Raw genomic sequence first — 14,065 nt, forward strand, 5'->3', positions numbered from 1 at the left:
CGCTCAGAACAACCGCAGCTTGTCGTCCTCGATGCCGCGCAGTGCGTCGTAGTCCAGCACCTGGCAGCCGATGCCGCGGTCGGTGGCCAGGACGCGGGCCTGGGGCTTGATCTCCTGGGCGGCGAAGACGCCGCGCACCGGCGCCAGCAGGGGGTCGCGGTTGAGCAGGTCCAGGTAGCGGGTGAGCTGTTCCACACCGTCGATCTCGCCGCGCCGCTTGATCTCCACCGCGACGGTCCGGCCCTCGGCGTCCCGGCAGAGGATGTCGACCGGGCCGATGGCGGTCATGTACTCGCGGCGGATGAGCGTGTAGCCCTCGCCGAGCGTCTCGATGCGGTCGGCGAGCAGTTCCTGGAGGTGCGCTTCCACGCCGTCCTTGATCAGGCCGGGGTCGACGCCGAGCTCGTGCGAGGAGTCGTGGAGGATCTCCTCCATAGTGATGATCAGCTTCTCGCCCGCCTTGTTGACGACGGTCCAGACGCCTTCCTCCTCGCCGGTGCCCTCCTTCAGCGTGCAGGGCGGCGACATCCAGTTCAGGGGCTTGTAGGCCCGGTCGTCCGCGTGGATGGAGACACTGCCGTCCGCCTTCACCAGGATGAGACGGGGGGCGGAGGGGAGGTGGGCGGTGAGCCGGCCCGCGTAGTCCACGGAGCACCGGGCGATGACGAGACGCATGGTCGGCAACGCTACTCGAAGCCACCCGGGCCACGCGATTCGCCCACCCGTACCCCGCCACCACCTGCCACCGTGGTCCCGGGGGCCGCACCTTTTCACCTGGAAAACGTGAGTTTCAGGGTGGCCGATACTGCGCCCAACCGTCGCTTCCTATGTGCCCATTCTCCTGGTGCGGTCACGGTCGGTTGCCTACGGTAGGGAACGGGAGGTCGCGGCGCGTGTACTCAGCGTGCTCGATGCTGGCTGCGCGGCGGACCCCCTTTCCCTGTCCGGCAACCCCTGCGCGCTTCGGGGGTGCGAGAGGAGAACCCATGTCGCTCGACGTCTCACCGGCCCTACTCGAACAGGCCGAGCGAGGCGAGGTCGACGAAGCAGAATTCGTCGACTGCGTCCGGACCTCCCTGCCCTACGCATGGGAGATGATCAGCTCCCTGGTGGCCCAGCTGAAGGTGGACGGCGGTCAGTTCGCCGACAACCAGACGCCCCCGCCGGACGAGCAGGCACGTGGGCAGTTGCTGCGCGCGCTGGCGAGTGACGCGATTCGCGGCGCGCTGCAGCGGCACTTCGGCGTGCGGCTGGCCTTCCAGAACTGCCACCGGGTGGCGGTGTTCCCGGTGGACGCCTCGGTGGACGAGACGCTGGTCCGTTTCACCTCGGTCCGCAGTCAGGTGCTCAACCAGTCCCCGGAGTTCCGGGACTGCTGAGGCCGCGTGTGCCCCGCTTGCCGCTCCCCGTGGGGGAGGTGCGTCACCGGAGCGGCAAGCTTCCCGGCCGGCAGGGCCGTTCACCGGAGGTGGGGGAGGACCTCCGTGCCCAGCCGCCGTACGTTCTCCTCGGTGGCCGCCAGATCGCCGGAGCCCTCCACGAGCAGGACGAAGCGTGAGATGCCGGTCCGTTCACCGGTCGCCGCGAGGCGGTCGACGCACAGCCGCGGGGTGCCCACCGGGTGGAGCCCGCAGAGCAGTTCGGTGTACGCCACCGGGTCGCGCATGCCGCGGGCGCGGCCGTCGACCGTCACATGGGCGTCGAGACCCTGCTTCAGCCAGCCCGGCATCGCCTTCACCAGCGTCTCGACGGCGTCGGTGCGCCGGTCCGCGATCTGGCAGACGCCCGCCGAGACATGGCCCGCGGCCCGGATCTCGTCCGCCGGCCGTCCGGCCGCGCGCGCGTGCTGCCGCCACAGGGCGACCATCTCGGCCTTCTCCTCGTCCCCGACGTGCATCCCGAGCAGCATCGGCAGTCCGCGCTCGGCGGCCAGCCGCACGCCGGCGGGGGAGGTGCAGGCGACGACCACCTCAGGGCCCGCCGTGTCCGTCAGCGCCTCCGACGGCCGCGGGACGACGGGCACTTCGCGGAAATTGAAGCGCTCGCCGTCGGCCCCGACGGACGGTTCGCGCAGCCAGCGAACCAGCAGATCGAGTGATTCCGGGAACCCCTTCTCGTACGCCTCCAACCCCGAGCCGAACACCTCCAGGTCGACCCAGGGGCCGCCGCGTCCCACGCCCAGCGTGAAGCGGCCGCCGCTGGTCAGGTGCAGCAGCGCGGTCTGTTCGCCGAGGGCGACGGGGTGGACGGTGGGCAGCACGCTGACCGCCGTGCCGACCCGGATGCGCCGGGTGCGGCCCAGCAGCAGGGCGGCCAGGGTGACCGCGGACGGACAGGTGCCGTACGGCACGAAGTGGTGCTCGGCCAGCCAGACCGAGTCCAGGCCCGCCTCCTCGGCGACCTCGGCGGAGCGGACCGCGCGGTGCAGTGCCTCCCCGTGGCCCTGTCCCGGGAACTGGGCCGCCAACACGAAACTTCCAACACGCATGGGACTTTCCTGCTTCCTTGGCTCCGACGCGGAGCTCCCCCGCCCGGCATAACCGTCTGACACGTGCCGAGGACACGGTGGGGCGGGGAGATTTGCGGATTGTCTGCAGAATCGGGCGTTCCGGAGGGAGACTTGTGGGGGTTGGTTCCCTACGGGTACCCCCACGGCCTCCGCGTAGGCTGGACACGAACCCTGCTGCCTGTATAGCCCCGTGAGGTGTCCCGTGTCCCCGCGTCGCAATCGACCGAAGGGTGACGGCTCGTCCGGCCGGAGCGCCGAGGACGACCGCACGAGCCGTTACGGCGGCTGGCAGTCCAGCGCGGACTGGCAGGGGGAGGAGTGGAGCGTGCGGCACGTGGCCGGGGCGAGCGCGCAGGGCAAGACGTACCGCTGCCCCGGCTGCGACCAGATGATCCCCGACGGGGTGCCGCACGTCGTCGCCTGGCCGGAGCACGCGGGTGTGGACGACCGCCGCCACTGGCACAAGGCGTGCTGGAACGCGCGGGACCGCCGCACCCCCGGGGTGCGGCGGTCCCGTAACGCGCCGAGGTTCTGACGGCCTCCTCGACGAGGCCTACACGTCCCGCTTCTCCAGCAGCGCGAAGGCGCCGGCGAACACGACGGCCGTGACGCCGAGCGCGATCCACAGCGGCTCCCAGCCGGACGGGCCGGTCTCGGTGAGCGAGGAGGAGTAGAAGACGCTGAGCTGGTTGGGGATCGAGTACTCGAACAGCGCCTCGCGCAGGTCCACCAGGGACTCCGAGAACATGAACAGCGCGATCACCAGCGGGGCCAGCACCAGGCCGATCATGAGGGTGATGGCGCCCGCCGAGTGCCGGATGACCGAGCCGACGGCCAGCGAGAGCAGTCCGAGCAGGGCGATGTAGAGGGACACCCCGAACGTGGCCTTCAGCCACTCGCCGCCCGACGGCTCACGGGCCTCGGGGAGCAGGGCCACGTCCACCATCGCGACGAAGACCGTCGACACCAGCGTCACCACGAACGCGACCAGGAAGAAGACGACCGCCTTCGCCGCGAGCACCCGGCCGCGGGACGGGCAGGCCACCATCGTGGTCCGGATCATGCCGGTGCCGTAGTCCGAGGCGGTGGTCAGCACGCCGAGCGTGATGACGCACATGCTGCCCAGGAGCAGTCCGAAGAAGCCGAGCGACAGCGCGTTCTCGCCGGACAGGTCGCTGTCGCTGGTGTTGGCGGAGACGATGAGGGCGGTCAGCAGGCCGATGCCGACGACGAGCAGCACGAACACGCCCAGCGTCCACATCGTGGAGCGCACCGACCGGATCTTGGTCCACTCCGAGGCGACGGCGTGCCCGAGGTGGGCGCGCACGACCGGGATCGGCGAGGTGTAGGAGGGGTACGCGGACCCGGGCGCCGCCTGCCAGGCGGGCGCGGCCTGCGGGGACGGGGGCTGCGGCGTGCTCATCGGGCGTCCTCGGTCGTGGTCGGGGCGGGGGCGGCGGGCTGCGCCTGCTCCGGCGGCGCGGCGGCGGCCGGAGGCGCCGCGGGGGCCACGGGGACCGCGGGGGCCACAGGGGCGGCGCCCGGTGCCGCCGGAGGCCGGTCCTGCGGCGCGGTAGCCGGTGCGGCGGGCTGCGGCGGGACGGGTGCCTGCGCCGGGACGGGTGCCTGCGCCGGGACGGGTGCCTGCGGCGGCTGCGCGTACGGGTTGGCTCCCGCCGGTCCCACGGCCCCCGCCGGTCCCACACCTCCCGCCGGACCCACGGCTCCCGCGTGCCCTGCCGGGCCGCCCGGAGCCCCCGGGCCGCCGGGGGCGCCCGGCGTGCCGTACGGCCACGGAGCGGCGCCCTGGGCGGGCTGCGGCGGCGCCCAGCCCTGCTGCGGGGGCGGCGGGGCGTACCAGCCCGGCTGGCCCTGGCCCGGCACCGGCATGGGCGGCAGCGCCCCCGGCGGCAGGGGCTGCTGGAGGCCGGCCTTCTGGTCGGTGGTCGACCGGTAGTCGACGGCCCCCTGCGTCATCCGCATGTACGCCTCCTCCAGCGAGGCCTGATGCGGCGACAGCTCCCACAGCCGTACGTCGGCGTCGTGGGCGAGGTCGCTGATGCGGGGCAGCGGCAGGCCGGTGACGCGCAGGGCGCCGTCCTGCTCCGGCAGCACATGACCGCCCGCCTCGGTGAGCGCGGCGGCCAGCTTCTCGCGCAGCTGCGGCTCGGTGCCCGGCGTGCGGACGCGCGCGAAGTCGGCGGAGTTCGCCGAGATGAAGTCCGTCACGCTCATGTCGGCGAGGAGCTGGCCGCGGCCGATGACGACCAGGTGGTCGGCGGTCAGCGCCATCTCGCTCATCAGGTGCGAGGAGACGAACACGGTCCGCCCCTCCGCCGCGAGGGACTTCATCAGGTTGCGCACCCAGAGGATGCCCTCGGGGTCGAGGCCGTTGACCGGCTCGTCGAAGAGCAGCACCTGGGGGTCGCCGAGGAGCGCGGCGGCGATGCCCAGCCGCTGGCCCATGCCGAGCGAGAAGCCCTTGGAGCGCTTCCTCGCCACGTCCTGGAGGCCGACCACGCCCAGTACCTCGTCCACCCGCCGGGCCGGGATGCCCGAGAGCTGGGCCAGGCACAGCAGGTGGTTGCGGGCGTTGCGCCCGCCGTGCACGGCCTTGGCGTCCAGCAGCGCGCCGACCTGGCGGGGCGCGTTCGGCAGCTTGCGGTAGGGGTAGCCGCCGATCGTCACCGTCCCCGAGGTCGGGTTGTCGAGCCCGAGGATCATCCGCATCGTCGTGGACTTGCCCGAGCCGTTCGGCCCGAGGAAGCCCGTGACGGTCCCCGGTCGCACCTGGAAGGAAAGGTTGTACACAGCGGTCTTGTCGCCGTAGCGCTTGGTCAGGCCGACTGCTTCGATCATGCTCCGCACCCATCGACAGGTTCAGGACAGCGGGGCGCACGCCCCCCGTAAGGGTTAGGAGGATATCGAGGCGCTGACGGTTCCGCTCAAAACAAAGCAAAGACCAAAGCTTCACGCATCGCGTCTGCGCAGCAGCAGGTACCCGCCCGCCAGCGCCGCCACCGTCCACACCGCCATGATCGCCAGCCCGCCCCAGGGGCCGTACGGTGTGTCGTCACCCGTCGGGGTGACCACCTGCATGACCTTGCTGCCGGCCTGGTCGGGCAGGTACCGGCCCACCTTCTCCGTCGCCTCCACGTTGCCGAGGATGTTGGAGATCAGGAAGAAGAACGGCATCAGGATGCCCAGCGAGAGCATCGGCGAGCGCAGCATCGCGGCCACGCCCATCGAGAACACCGCGATGAGCGTCATGTAGAGGCCGCCGCCGATCACCGCCCGCAGCACGCCCGGGTCCCCGATCGACGCCCGGTGCTCGCCGAGCATGGCCTGCCCGAGGAAGAACGCGGCGAAGCTCGTGGCCGTCCCGACGGCGAGGGCGAGCCCCGCGGCCACCGCGATCTTGCTGAACAGGAAGGTCCCGCGCCGCGGCACGGCCGCCAGCGAGGTGCGGATCATGCCGGTGCTGTACTCGTTCGACACGACCAGCACCCCGAACACGATCATCGCGAGCTGACCGAGGCTCATGCCCGCGAAGCTGATGAACGTCGGGTCGAAGGAGACCCGGGCGTCGCGGTTCATGCCGTCGAACTCGTTCCTCGACAGCGCGGAGATCAGCATGCCGAGGGCGATCGTGACCACCACGGCGAGGGAGAGCGTCCAGACGGTGGACGCCACCGAGCGGATCTTCGTCCACTCCGAACGGATGACCTGGGTCGCCGCCATGCTCAGTCCTTCCTCCAGCCGTCGCCCCACTGCCGGGCGGGGGCCCGGTCGGTGTGCGCGTGGTACTCGACCGACCCCGCGGTCAGCTGCATGAACGCCTCCTCCAGGGAGGCCTGCTGGGGGCTCAGCTCGTGCAGCACGAGATGGTGCCGGGCCGCCAGCTCCCCGATGACCTCGGACTTGCCCCCGTCGACCTCCAGGGAGCCGTTGCCGGTCTCCACGACGGTGATCCCGGCATCGCGCAGTACGTCGAGCAGCCGCTCCCGCTGCGGGGTGCGGATCCGGACGTAGGCCCGTGAGTTGCGGGCGATGAAGTCGGCCATGGAGGTGTCGGCGAGCAGCCGCCCCTGGCCGATGACGACGAGGTGGTCGGCGGTCAGCGCCATCTCGCTCATCAGGTGACTGGAGACGAACACGGTCCGCCCCTGCGCCGCCAGTGATTTCATCAGATTGCGGATCCAGTGGATCCCCTCGGGGTCGAGACCGTTGACCGGCTCGTCGAACATCAGGATCCGCGGATCGCCGAGGAGCGCGGCGGCGATCCCCAGCCGCTGCCCCATGCCCAGCGAGAACCCCTTGGCCTTCTTCTTCGCGACGGCCGTCAGCCCCACCGTGTCCAGCACCTCGTGCACCCGCCGCCGGGGGATGCCGTTGCTCTGCGCCATGCACAGCAGGTGGTTGTAGGCGCTGCGGCCCGGGTGCACGCCCCTGGCCTCCAGCAGGGCGCCGATGTACGTCAGCGGGTCCTTCAGCCGGTCGTAGTGCTTGCCGTCGATGCGGACGTCCCCGGCGGTGGGCCGGTCCAGACCGAGGATCATCCGCATGGTGGTGGACTTGCCGGCGCCGTTGGGACCGAGGAAGCCCGTGACGATGCCCGGTCTGACGGCGAAGGTGAGGTTGTCGACCGCCACCTTCTCGCCGTACCGCTTGGTCAGCCCCTCGAGCTCGATCATGCGGCCACGCTATGACCCGGAAAGGGCGGATGCCACCCCGGCGTGACGAACGGAGGGCGACGCCGTGGCGACGGCCCGGGCGCGGGGCACGGGACGGATGCCGCCTCCTCGCGTCCGCTGCCGCCCTTCACCCCGCCGCGTTATGCTCCAGCCCCCTTGATCACGAGGGGCGGCGCCGGGGGGTGCCGGAGAACTCAATACCCACGGGGGGAAGCATGGTGGCGGACAGCGGACCGCTGACGGGCGGGCGGCTGGCGCGGGCCGCACTGGCGGTCGTCGCGGCGGGCGCGGCGGCCGGGCTCGCGGCGGAGTTCCACCTGCTGGGCTGGACGTCCGTCCCGGGCAACGGATGCGGCGGCCGGTACAGCCCCTGCCCGGACGGCACCACGCCCACCCTGGTGCTGGCGTTCCTCCTCACCTTCACCGGCTCCATAGCGCTCCTGCTCACCATCGGGAAGCTCACCGACCGCCGTCCCGGCAAGGTCCTGCCCGCCGTGCTGGCCACGACGGGCGTCGTGCTCGTGCTCTGGCCCGGCTGGCAGGCGTACCTCTGGATGCGCGGCCCGGTCCTCGACACCGTCTGGAAGGCCGGGCACGACCGGCCCTCGACCGTCCTGGGCGAGGGGGTGTGGGTCGTCGGCACGGACGACCCGGCCGTGGTCCGGGTGCGCACCGACGCCCTGGTCGCCTACGACGCACACGACGGCGGCCGCCTCTGGGCGTTGAAGGCCCCGACCCGCACCACCGTGTGCGGGATGAGCGACACCGTCGTCGACGGCATCGGTCTGGTCGCCTTCGGCCGCGACGGCAAGCCCTGCGACACGCTGTGGGGCGTCGACCCGTCCACCGGCCGCACGGTGTGGGAGCGGACCATCGACGAGGCGGTCCCGTACGCCGGCGCCGACGGCGGTCTGCTCGCGGCCGACGGAGGTGTGGCCGTCGCGCTGGGCCAGGAGGCCGTCCGGGGGTACGGGCTCACCGACGGCGTACCGCGCTGGACCGCCGAACTGACCGGCAAGGGCGGCGACGAGAGCTGTGCGCCCGACGTCGTCTCCGCGGCCGGCGGCACCACCCGGGTCGTGGTCACGTGCATGGAGGACGGGGCGACCCGCGCGAAGCTGGTCGTCCTGGACAGCGCCACCGGCAAGCAGCGCGCCAGCCGGCCGCTGCCCGTGGAGAGCTCGCTCGACACCGCCACGGTGGTCTCCGCCGAGCCGTTCACCCTCCTGCTGAAGGAGAGCGACGAACGCGGGGTCGCGGCCGTGCTGTCCTACCCCGAGGACGGCGCCGACCCGGTGGAGATCCCGCTCACCGCCGACGAGGAGGACCTGGTCGTCACCCCGGGGGCCGGCGGAGAGTTCGAGGCGCGGCCGACGCTGTGGGCCGCGGTCGAGCGGGACGTCCTCGTCGTCGCGGCCAAGAAGCCGGGCGCGCACTACCCCGCGCGGGTCTCCGGCTACTCGCTGCGCGACGGACGGCGCGTGTGGCACACCGACCTCGGGAGCGGCAACGACATCGCGGCGCTGGCCCCGGAGGGCCGCGACCGGGGCAGGGTGGTCGTGCTCGGGGAGAGCGGCCGTCTGTTCACATTCGACGCGGCCGACGGGAGCCGTGTCGGCGAGGAGGACGGCACCGGCGTACGCGGACTCGACTTCAGCACCGTCTACGGCAGACAACTGGTGCGCGCGGGCGACACCTGGGTGCTGGTCAACGCCAACGGCGGCGGCTATCCGCCCGCCCTCGGCATCCGGTAGCCCACGCGAAAGGGGCGGTGGGCCCGAGCCCACCGCCCCTCACACCCACCGGTGACTACCGGGTCTGCTGGGCCGGAACCCCGCGGGAGATCGGCTCGTCGTCGGTCGAGGTGCCGGCGGCGGCCACCGCGGCGCCGGTCAGCGTGGCGAGCATCTCGCGGACGTTCGTCAGCTGGGCGTTGATCGAGTCGCGGCGGTTGGTGAGAGCCGCGAGCTCGCGCTCGGATTCCGAACGGATCCGGTCGGCCTTGGCGTTGGCGTCGGCCACGATGTCCTCGGCCTGGCGCTGCGCCGTCTCGACGGTCTGGCGGGCGCGGCGCTCGGCGTCCGTGCGCAGCTTCTCCGCCTCCAGGCGCAGCTGCTCCGCGCGGTGCTCGATCTCCGCGAGCCGCTTCTCCGCCTTCTGCTGACGGGACGCCAGGTCGCGCTCCGACTGCTCGCGACGCTTGGCGAGGTTCGTCTCGAAGTCGGCGGCGGCCTGCGCGGCCTTGGCGCGGGTCTCCTCGAAGAGGGCGTCCGCCTCCTCGCGCTTGGACTGCGCGTCCTTCTGGGCCTCGGAGCGCAGCTGCGAGGCGTCGCTCTTGGCCTTCTCGACGATCCGGACGCCCTCGTCCTCCGCCTTGGCCTTGCGCTCCGCGGCGAACGACTCCGCGTCGCTGCGGACCTGCTGGGCCGCCGACTCGGCGAGCTCGCGGTGCTGCTCGGCCGCGCGGCGGGCCTCCTCACGCAGATCCGCGGCCTCCTCCTCCGCCAGACGGAGGATCTTCTCGACACGCGCGCCGAGACCGGCGTACGACGGCTCGGCGTCACTGACGGCGGCCTGGGCGTTCTGCGTCTCGAGGTGGAGTTCCTCGATGCGCTTTTCCAGAGCGGTGATGCGGGCAAGAGCGCTGTCACGGTCGGAGACGAGCTTGGAGATCCGTTCGTCCACCTGAGCGCGGTCGTACCCACGCCGCACAAGCTCGAAGCCGTAGGGGGAAGTGTCGCTCATGGGGTTCCTGTCGAATGAGACCGGTGAGGTGATAGGTGGAATCCTAGGGGCCGAAGCGCTGTGTCATCGAGCGGATACGTGTTTGATCTGAGGAATGACACCCCTTTTGGGTGGCCGACCCCAGGACGGCTTGCCAGAAACCTGCTCAAACACCTCAGATTTCAACGGAATTCTCACATTCCGCTAGCTATCTGACGACTTGCCACCCGAACGGGGGGCTCCGACCGTCGCGCCCGCCTTGACGCCACCGTCCTTGTTCGACGACGGCGCCTCGAACGACTCGAGCGCCTCCAGCACGTCCTGGACCCGCGAGATCTCCGCGTTGATGTCCTCACGCCGGCGGACCAGCACCTCCAGCTCGCGCTTGCCCTCCTCGACCGTGCGCCGGGCCTCGCGGATCGCCTCGGCCCTGAGCTCCTCGGCCTCCTTGATCAGCGTGGACTTCTTCTGCTCGGCCTCCTTGAGCAGCCCCTCGGCCTTCTTCACCGCGGCGATGCGGACCTTGCCCGCCTCCGAGTTCGCCTCCGACACCAGCTCCTTGGCCTTGGCCTGCGCCTTGGCGAGCTGCTCCTCGGCGGCCTTGATGAGCGCGTCGCAGCGGTCGCCGGTCGACTTCATCGTCTCGGCGGCCTCGCGGCGGGCCCGCTCGTGCAGTTCCTCGATCTCGGAGGTGATGCGGTCGCGCAGCTCCTCGGCCCGCTCCCGGATGGCGGTCGCGTCCCGGCGGGCGCCGACGAGCAGCTCGTCCGCGTCCGTACGGGCCTTCTCCACCCGTCCGTTGCCCTCGACCGTCGCCTCCGAGACGAGCCGCTCGGCCTCCTTGCGGGCCGCGCCGACCATCGTGTCGGCCTGCGCCTCCGCCTCCGCGGTGGTCTTCAGCGCCTGCTGCTGCGCCTCGGTGAGCAGCTTGTCCGCCTCGGCGGCGGTCTCCGTGATCAGCGTGTCGACCTGCTCGGCCGCCTCCGAACGCCGCTTGTTGGCCTCCTGGCGGGCCTCGTCCAGCGTCCGGTCGGCCTCGTCGCGCGCCACGCTCATCATCCGGTCGGCCTCCGCGGCTGCCTCCGCCTTGACGCGCTCGGACTCGACCCGGACCCGCTCGGCGTGCTGCCGCGCGGACCCGACCGTCGCGGCGGCCTCGGCGCGCAGCCGCTCCGCCTCGTCGGTGGCGTCCCCGAGCAGCTTGTCCGCCCGCGCGACCGACTCGGCCCGCAGCCGCTCGGCCTCCTCGACCGCCTCGGTGCGCACCCGCTCGGCCTCCGCGGCCGTCTCGGTCGTCAGCCGCTCGGCCTCGGCGATGGTCTCCGTCTGGAGGCGCTCCGCCTCGGAGCGGGCCTCCGTGATGAGGGTGTCCGCCTGCGTCGCCGCGTCCGAACGGATGCGGTTGGCGTCCTCGCGGGCGTCGGCCCGGGTGCGGGCCGCGGCCTGGTCGGCCTCCGCGAGGGCGTCCGACGCCTCCGTGCGCACCCGCTGGGCGTGCGCGGAGGCGTCCGAGCGCATCCGCTCCGCCTCCGCGATCGCCTCGCCGACGGTCCGCTCTGCCAGCGCCCGCGCCGCCTCCGACTCCTCGCTCGCCTCGCGCCGGACCCGGCTCGCGTCCTCGGCGGCCCGCTCCCGCTCGGCGTAGGCGTCGCCGCGGACCCGGTCCGCCTCCTCCTCGGCCTCCCGCCGCGTACGGTCCGCCGCGTGCTCGGCGGCACTGCGCAGCCCGGTGATCTCCTCCTGGGCCTGCTCGTGCAGCCCGGCCACGGAGTCCCGCACCTGCTGGGCGTGCTGCTCCGCCGCCGCGACCATCTCGCCGGCGCGCCGGTCGGCCTCCTCCACCAGGCGTACGGCCTCGGCCTGCGCGTCCTCCACGCGCTTGCGCGCCGACGCCAGCAGCTCCTCGCTCTGCTCGCGGGCCCGCTCGCGCTCCTGGCCGGCCTCCTGGCGGGCCGCGCCGAGCAGTTCCTCGGCCTCGCGGCGGCGCCGGGCGGCCTCCTCCTGGGCGGCGGCCAGCGTCTCGGACGCCTCGGCCGCCAGCCGCTCGGCGGCGGCCTGCGCCTCCGCGCGCACCCGGTCCGCGGTGTCCTGCGCCTCCGACTTCAGCCGCTCCGCCTCGGCCGCGGCCTCCGACCGCAGCCGTACGGCGACGGCCTCGCCCTCGGCGCGCGAGGCGGACGCGTCGGCGGCGGCCTCGGTACGCAGCCGGTCGGCCTCCTCGGCCGCCTGCCGCTGGAGCGCCCGGATCCGCTCCGCGGCCTCCGACCGCAGCCGCTCGCTCTCCTCGCCGGCCTCGCGACGGATCCGCGCGGCCTCCTCGCGGGCGTCGGTCAGCGACTGCTCGGCGGCGGCGAGCCGCTGCTCGGCCTCCGACTGGAGCCGGGTCAGCTCCTCGGCGGCCTCCGCCTGCCGGGCCGAGACGGCCCGTTCGGTCTCCTCGCGCAGTTCGCGCGCGGCCCGCTCGGCGTCCGCGGTGAGGGCCTCGGCCTGCTCGGCGGCCTCCTCGCGGTGCCGGTCGGCCTCCTGGCGGGTGCGCTGGAGGGTCTCCTCGGCCTGCCGGCGCAGCGTCGTCGCCCGCTCGATGGCCTCGGTGCGGACCTTCTCGCTGTCCGCGGTGGCCTTCTGGCGCAGCTCGTCCGCGTCCGCCTTCGCCTTGGACAGCAGCTCCTCGGCGGTCTTGGCCGCCTCCTCGATCTGCTGGACGGCCTCCTTGCGGGCCTCCGCGCGGATCTTCTCGCCCTCGGCGACCGCGTCGGCGCGCAGCTGCTCGGCCTCACCGCGCAGCCGCCTGGCCTCCTCCTGGAGCTCGACCGTCTTGGCGCGGTACTCCTTGGTGTCGTCCTTCGCCGCGCCCTTGAGCTGCTCGGCGATGTCGTGCGCCTCGGCGCGCAGCCGGTCCGCCTCGGTCTCGGCCTCCCGGCGGATCCGCTCGGCCTCCTCGGCGGCGGCCTTGGTGGTGCGCTGCGCGTCCTCCTGCGCCTTGTTGAGGACGTCCTCGGCGGTCTTGGCCGCCTTCGACAGCTGGGTCGCGCTCTCCTCGGCGGTGATCGTGCGGGCCTTCTCGGCGGCCTCGGCGAGGAGTTTCTCCGCCTCGGCGCGGGCGTCGGCGACGACCTGCTCGGCGTCCGTCCTGGTGGCCTCGGCCTCCTTGGTGGCCTCGCTGACCAGCCGGGCGACCTGCTCCTTCGCCGTACGGGTGCGCTGCTCGTTGGCCGACTCGGCGGTCTGCAACGCCTTCTCGGCGGCCGCCTTGGCCTCGGTGAGGAGCTTCTCCGCCTCCGTGCGGGCCTCGCGCAGCGCCGTGTCGGCCTCCGCGATGCGCTGCTCGGCGGTCCGGCTCAGCTCCTGGGCCTGGCGGCGGGCCGCGTCCGACTCGGACGCGGTGGACGAACGCAGCTGCTCGGCGTGGTCGGTGGCCTCCTGGGCCTGCGCGGACGCGGCGTTCAGCAGGCGCTCGGCGTCCGCGCGGGCACGGCGCAGCAGCTGCTCGGCCTCCGCACGGGCGCCCTCGGCCTCGCTCTGGAGCCGCTGGCGGGCCTCGGCGGTCAGCCGTTCGGCCTCGGCGCGCGCGGCCGCCATCGCCTGCTCCGCCTCGGTGCGCGACTCGTCGAGGAGGCGGCGGGCCTGGGACTCGGTGCGGGCGCGCAGCTGTTCGGCCCACGCCACGTTCTCGTTGACGTGCGACTCGACGGTCTGCCGGCGCTCCGCCAGCTCCTGGTCGAGCTGCTGCCGGCGCGCCACCGCCTCCGCGTGCAGCTCCGCCTGGAGCCGGGCCGCCTGCTCGGCGTGCTCCTGGAGGATGCGCTGGGTCTGCGCCCGCGCCTGGCTCAGCTCGCGCTCGGCGTCGGCGCGCAGCTGGTCGGCCTGCACCTGCGCGTTGCGCAGCAACTGTTCGGCCTGATAGCCGAGGTCACCGCCGTCGAAGGCGGGCCGGGACATGATGGTGCGCCGCGCCTCGTGCAACTTGGCGCGCAGCACCTCGACCTGGTAGCCGAGGTCCTCGGCGTGCTGGATCGCCTTTTCCCGCTCGGTCTTCAGCCGTTTCATCTCGGCTTCGAACCGAGTGAGGTGGTCGACGTCAGCCGCCGGCTCCCGCTCCTGGCTCTCGTAGCCCCGCACTGCGCGGTCCCATCCGTCC

The 14,065-nt window shown here is 73.0% G+C and carries 11 protein-coding genes; 3 read left to right on the forward strand and 8 right to left on the reverse strand.

The window, feature by feature from the left end; translation table 11 throughout:
• Positions 1–3 precede the first annotated feature (3 nt).
• The gene (gene nucS / locus ACFV9M_RS21795) at positions 4–675 is read right to left on the reverse strand and encodes an endonuclease NucS (RefSeq protein ID WP_385061635.1); all 672 of its coding nucleotides are present in this window, start codon (positions 673–675) and stop codon (positions 4–6) included.
• 311 nt (positions 676–986) lie between these two features.
• On the opposite strand from nucS, the gene ACFV9M_RS21800 reads away from it, so the two are divergent.
• Complete coding sequence (locus ACFV9M_RS21800) at positions 987–1,379, forward strand: SCO5389 family protein (RefSeq protein ID WP_385061633.1); 393 nt, start codon at positions 987–989, stop codon at positions 1,377–1,379.
• A gap of 80 nt (positions 1,380–1,459) precedes the next feature.
• On the opposite strand, the gene ACFV9M_RS21805 is transcribed toward ACFV9M_RS21800, so the two are convergent.
• Positions 1,460–2,488: an LLM class flavin-dependent oxidoreductase gene (locus tag ACFV9M_RS21805; RefSeq protein WP_385061632.1), complete on the reverse strand. Its 1,029-nt coding sequence runs from the start codon at positions 2,486–2,488 to the stop codon at positions 1,460–1,462.
• 223 nt (positions 2,489–2,711) lie between these two features.
• Here ACFV9M_RS21805 and ACFV9M_RS21810 point away from each other — a divergent pair, with 223 nt between their 5' ends.
• A complete protein-coding gene (locus ACFV9M_RS21810) occupies positions 2,712–3,044 on the forward strand; it encodes an ATP/GTP-binding protein (RefSeq protein WP_385061631.1) in 333 nt (110 codons plus the stop codon).
• Positions 3,045–3,062: 18 nt separating this feature from the next.
• On the opposite strand, the gene ACFV9M_RS21815 is transcribed toward ACFV9M_RS21810, so the two are convergent.
• The 4 genes from ACFV9M_RS21815 to ACFV9M_RS21830 all read right to left on the reverse strand — a co-directional run bounded on the left by ACFV9M_RS21815 (position 3,063) and on the right by ACFV9M_RS21830 (position 7,203).
• Positions 3,063–3,932: an ABC transporter permease subunit gene (locus tag ACFV9M_RS21815; protein ID WP_385061630.1), complete on the reverse strand. Its 870-nt coding sequence runs from the start codon at positions 3,930–3,932 to the stop codon at positions 3,063–3,065.
• Positions 3,929–5,368, reverse strand: coding sequence for an ABC transporter ATP-binding protein (locus ACFV9M_RS21820; RefSeq protein WP_385061628.1), 1,440 nt, complete (start codon positions 5,366–5,368; stop codon positions 3,929–3,931). The genes ACFV9M_RS21815 and ACFV9M_RS21820 overlap by 4 nt, the downstream gene beginning before the upstream one ends.
• 111 nt (positions 5,369–5,479) lie before the next feature.
• Positions 5,480–6,250, reverse strand: a complete 771-nt coding sequence (locus ACFV9M_RS21825; RefSeq protein WP_385061627.1) for an ABC transporter permease — start codon at positions 6,248–6,250, stop codon at positions 5,480–5,482.
• Positions 6,251–6,252: 2 nt separating this feature from the next.
• Complete coding sequence (locus tag ACFV9M_RS21830; RefSeq protein ID WP_385061625.1) at positions 6,253–7,203, reverse strand: ABC transporter ATP-binding protein; 951 nt, start codon at positions 7,201–7,203, stop codon at positions 6,253–6,255.
• Positions 7,204–7,418: 215 nt separating this feature from the next.
• Here ACFV9M_RS21830 and ACFV9M_RS21835 point away from each other — a divergent pair, with 215 nt between their 5' ends.
• Positions 7,419–8,957, forward strand: a complete 1,539-nt coding sequence (locus ACFV9M_RS21835) for a PQQ-binding-like beta-propeller repeat protein (protein ID WP_385061623.1) — start codon at positions 7,419–7,421, stop codon at positions 8,955–8,957.
• Positions 8,958–9,012: 55 nt separating this feature from the next.
• Here ACFV9M_RS21835 and ACFV9M_RS21840 read toward each other — a convergent pair whose 3' ends face one another.
• The gene (locus ACFV9M_RS21840) at positions 9,013–9,948 is read right to left on the reverse strand and encodes a cellulose-binding protein (RefSeq protein WP_385061621.1); all 936 of its coding nucleotides are present in this window, start codon (positions 9,946–9,948) and stop codon (positions 9,013–9,015) included.
• A gap of 183 nt (positions 9,949–10,131) precedes the next feature.
• Positions 10,132–14,046, reverse strand: a complete 3,915-nt coding sequence (scy, locus tag ACFV9M_RS21845) for a polarized growth protein Scy (protein ID WP_385061619.1) — start codon at positions 14,044–14,046, stop codon at positions 10,132–10,134.
• Positions 14,047–14,065: the final 19 nt, after the last annotated feature.

This window comes from Streptomyces sp. NPDC059895 (genome assembly GCF_042731035.1).
Taxonomy (GTDB): domain Bacteria; phylum Actinomycetota; class Actinomycetes; order Streptomycetales; family Streptomycetaceae; genus Streptomyces.

Bases quoted from the DNA above. Each gene is read 5' to 3' on its own strand.
- nucS (WP_385061635.1), bottom strand. From the start codon at position 675: ATGCGTCTCGTCATCGCCCGGTGCTCCGTGGACTACGCGGGCCGGCTC.
- ACFV9M_RS21800 (WP_385061633.1), top strand. From the start codon at position 987: ATGTCGCTCGACGTCTCACCGGCCCTACTCGAACAGGCCGAGCGAGGC.
- ACFV9M_RS21805 (WP_385061632.1), bottom strand. From the start codon at position 2,488: ATGCGTGTTGGAAGTTTCGTGTTGGCGGCCCAGTTCCCGGGACAGGGC.
- ACFV9M_RS21815 (WP_385061630.1), bottom strand. From the start codon at position 3,932: ATGAGCACGCCGCAGCCCCCGTCCCCGCAGGCCGCGCCCGCCTGGCAG.
- ACFV9M_RS21820 (WP_385061628.1), bottom strand. From the start codon at position 5,368: ATGATCGAAGCAGTCGGCCTGACCAAGCGCTACGGCGACAAGACCGCT.
- ACFV9M_RS21825 (WP_385061627.1), bottom strand. From the start codon at position 6,250: ATGGCGGCGACCCAGGTCATCCGTTCGGAGTGGACGAAGATCCGCTCG.
- ACFV9M_RS21830 (WP_385061625.1), bottom strand. From the start codon at position 7,203: ATGATCGAGCTCGAGGGGCTGACCAAGCGGTACGGCGAGAAGGTGGCG.
- ACFV9M_RS21835 (WP_385061623.1), top strand. From the start codon at position 7,419: ATGGTGGCGGACAGCGGACCGCTGACGGGCGGGCGGCTGGCGCGGGCC.
- ACFV9M_RS21840 (WP_385061621.1), bottom strand. From the start codon at position 9,948: ATGAGCGACACTTCCCCCTACGGCTTCGAGCTTGTGCGGCGTGGGTAC.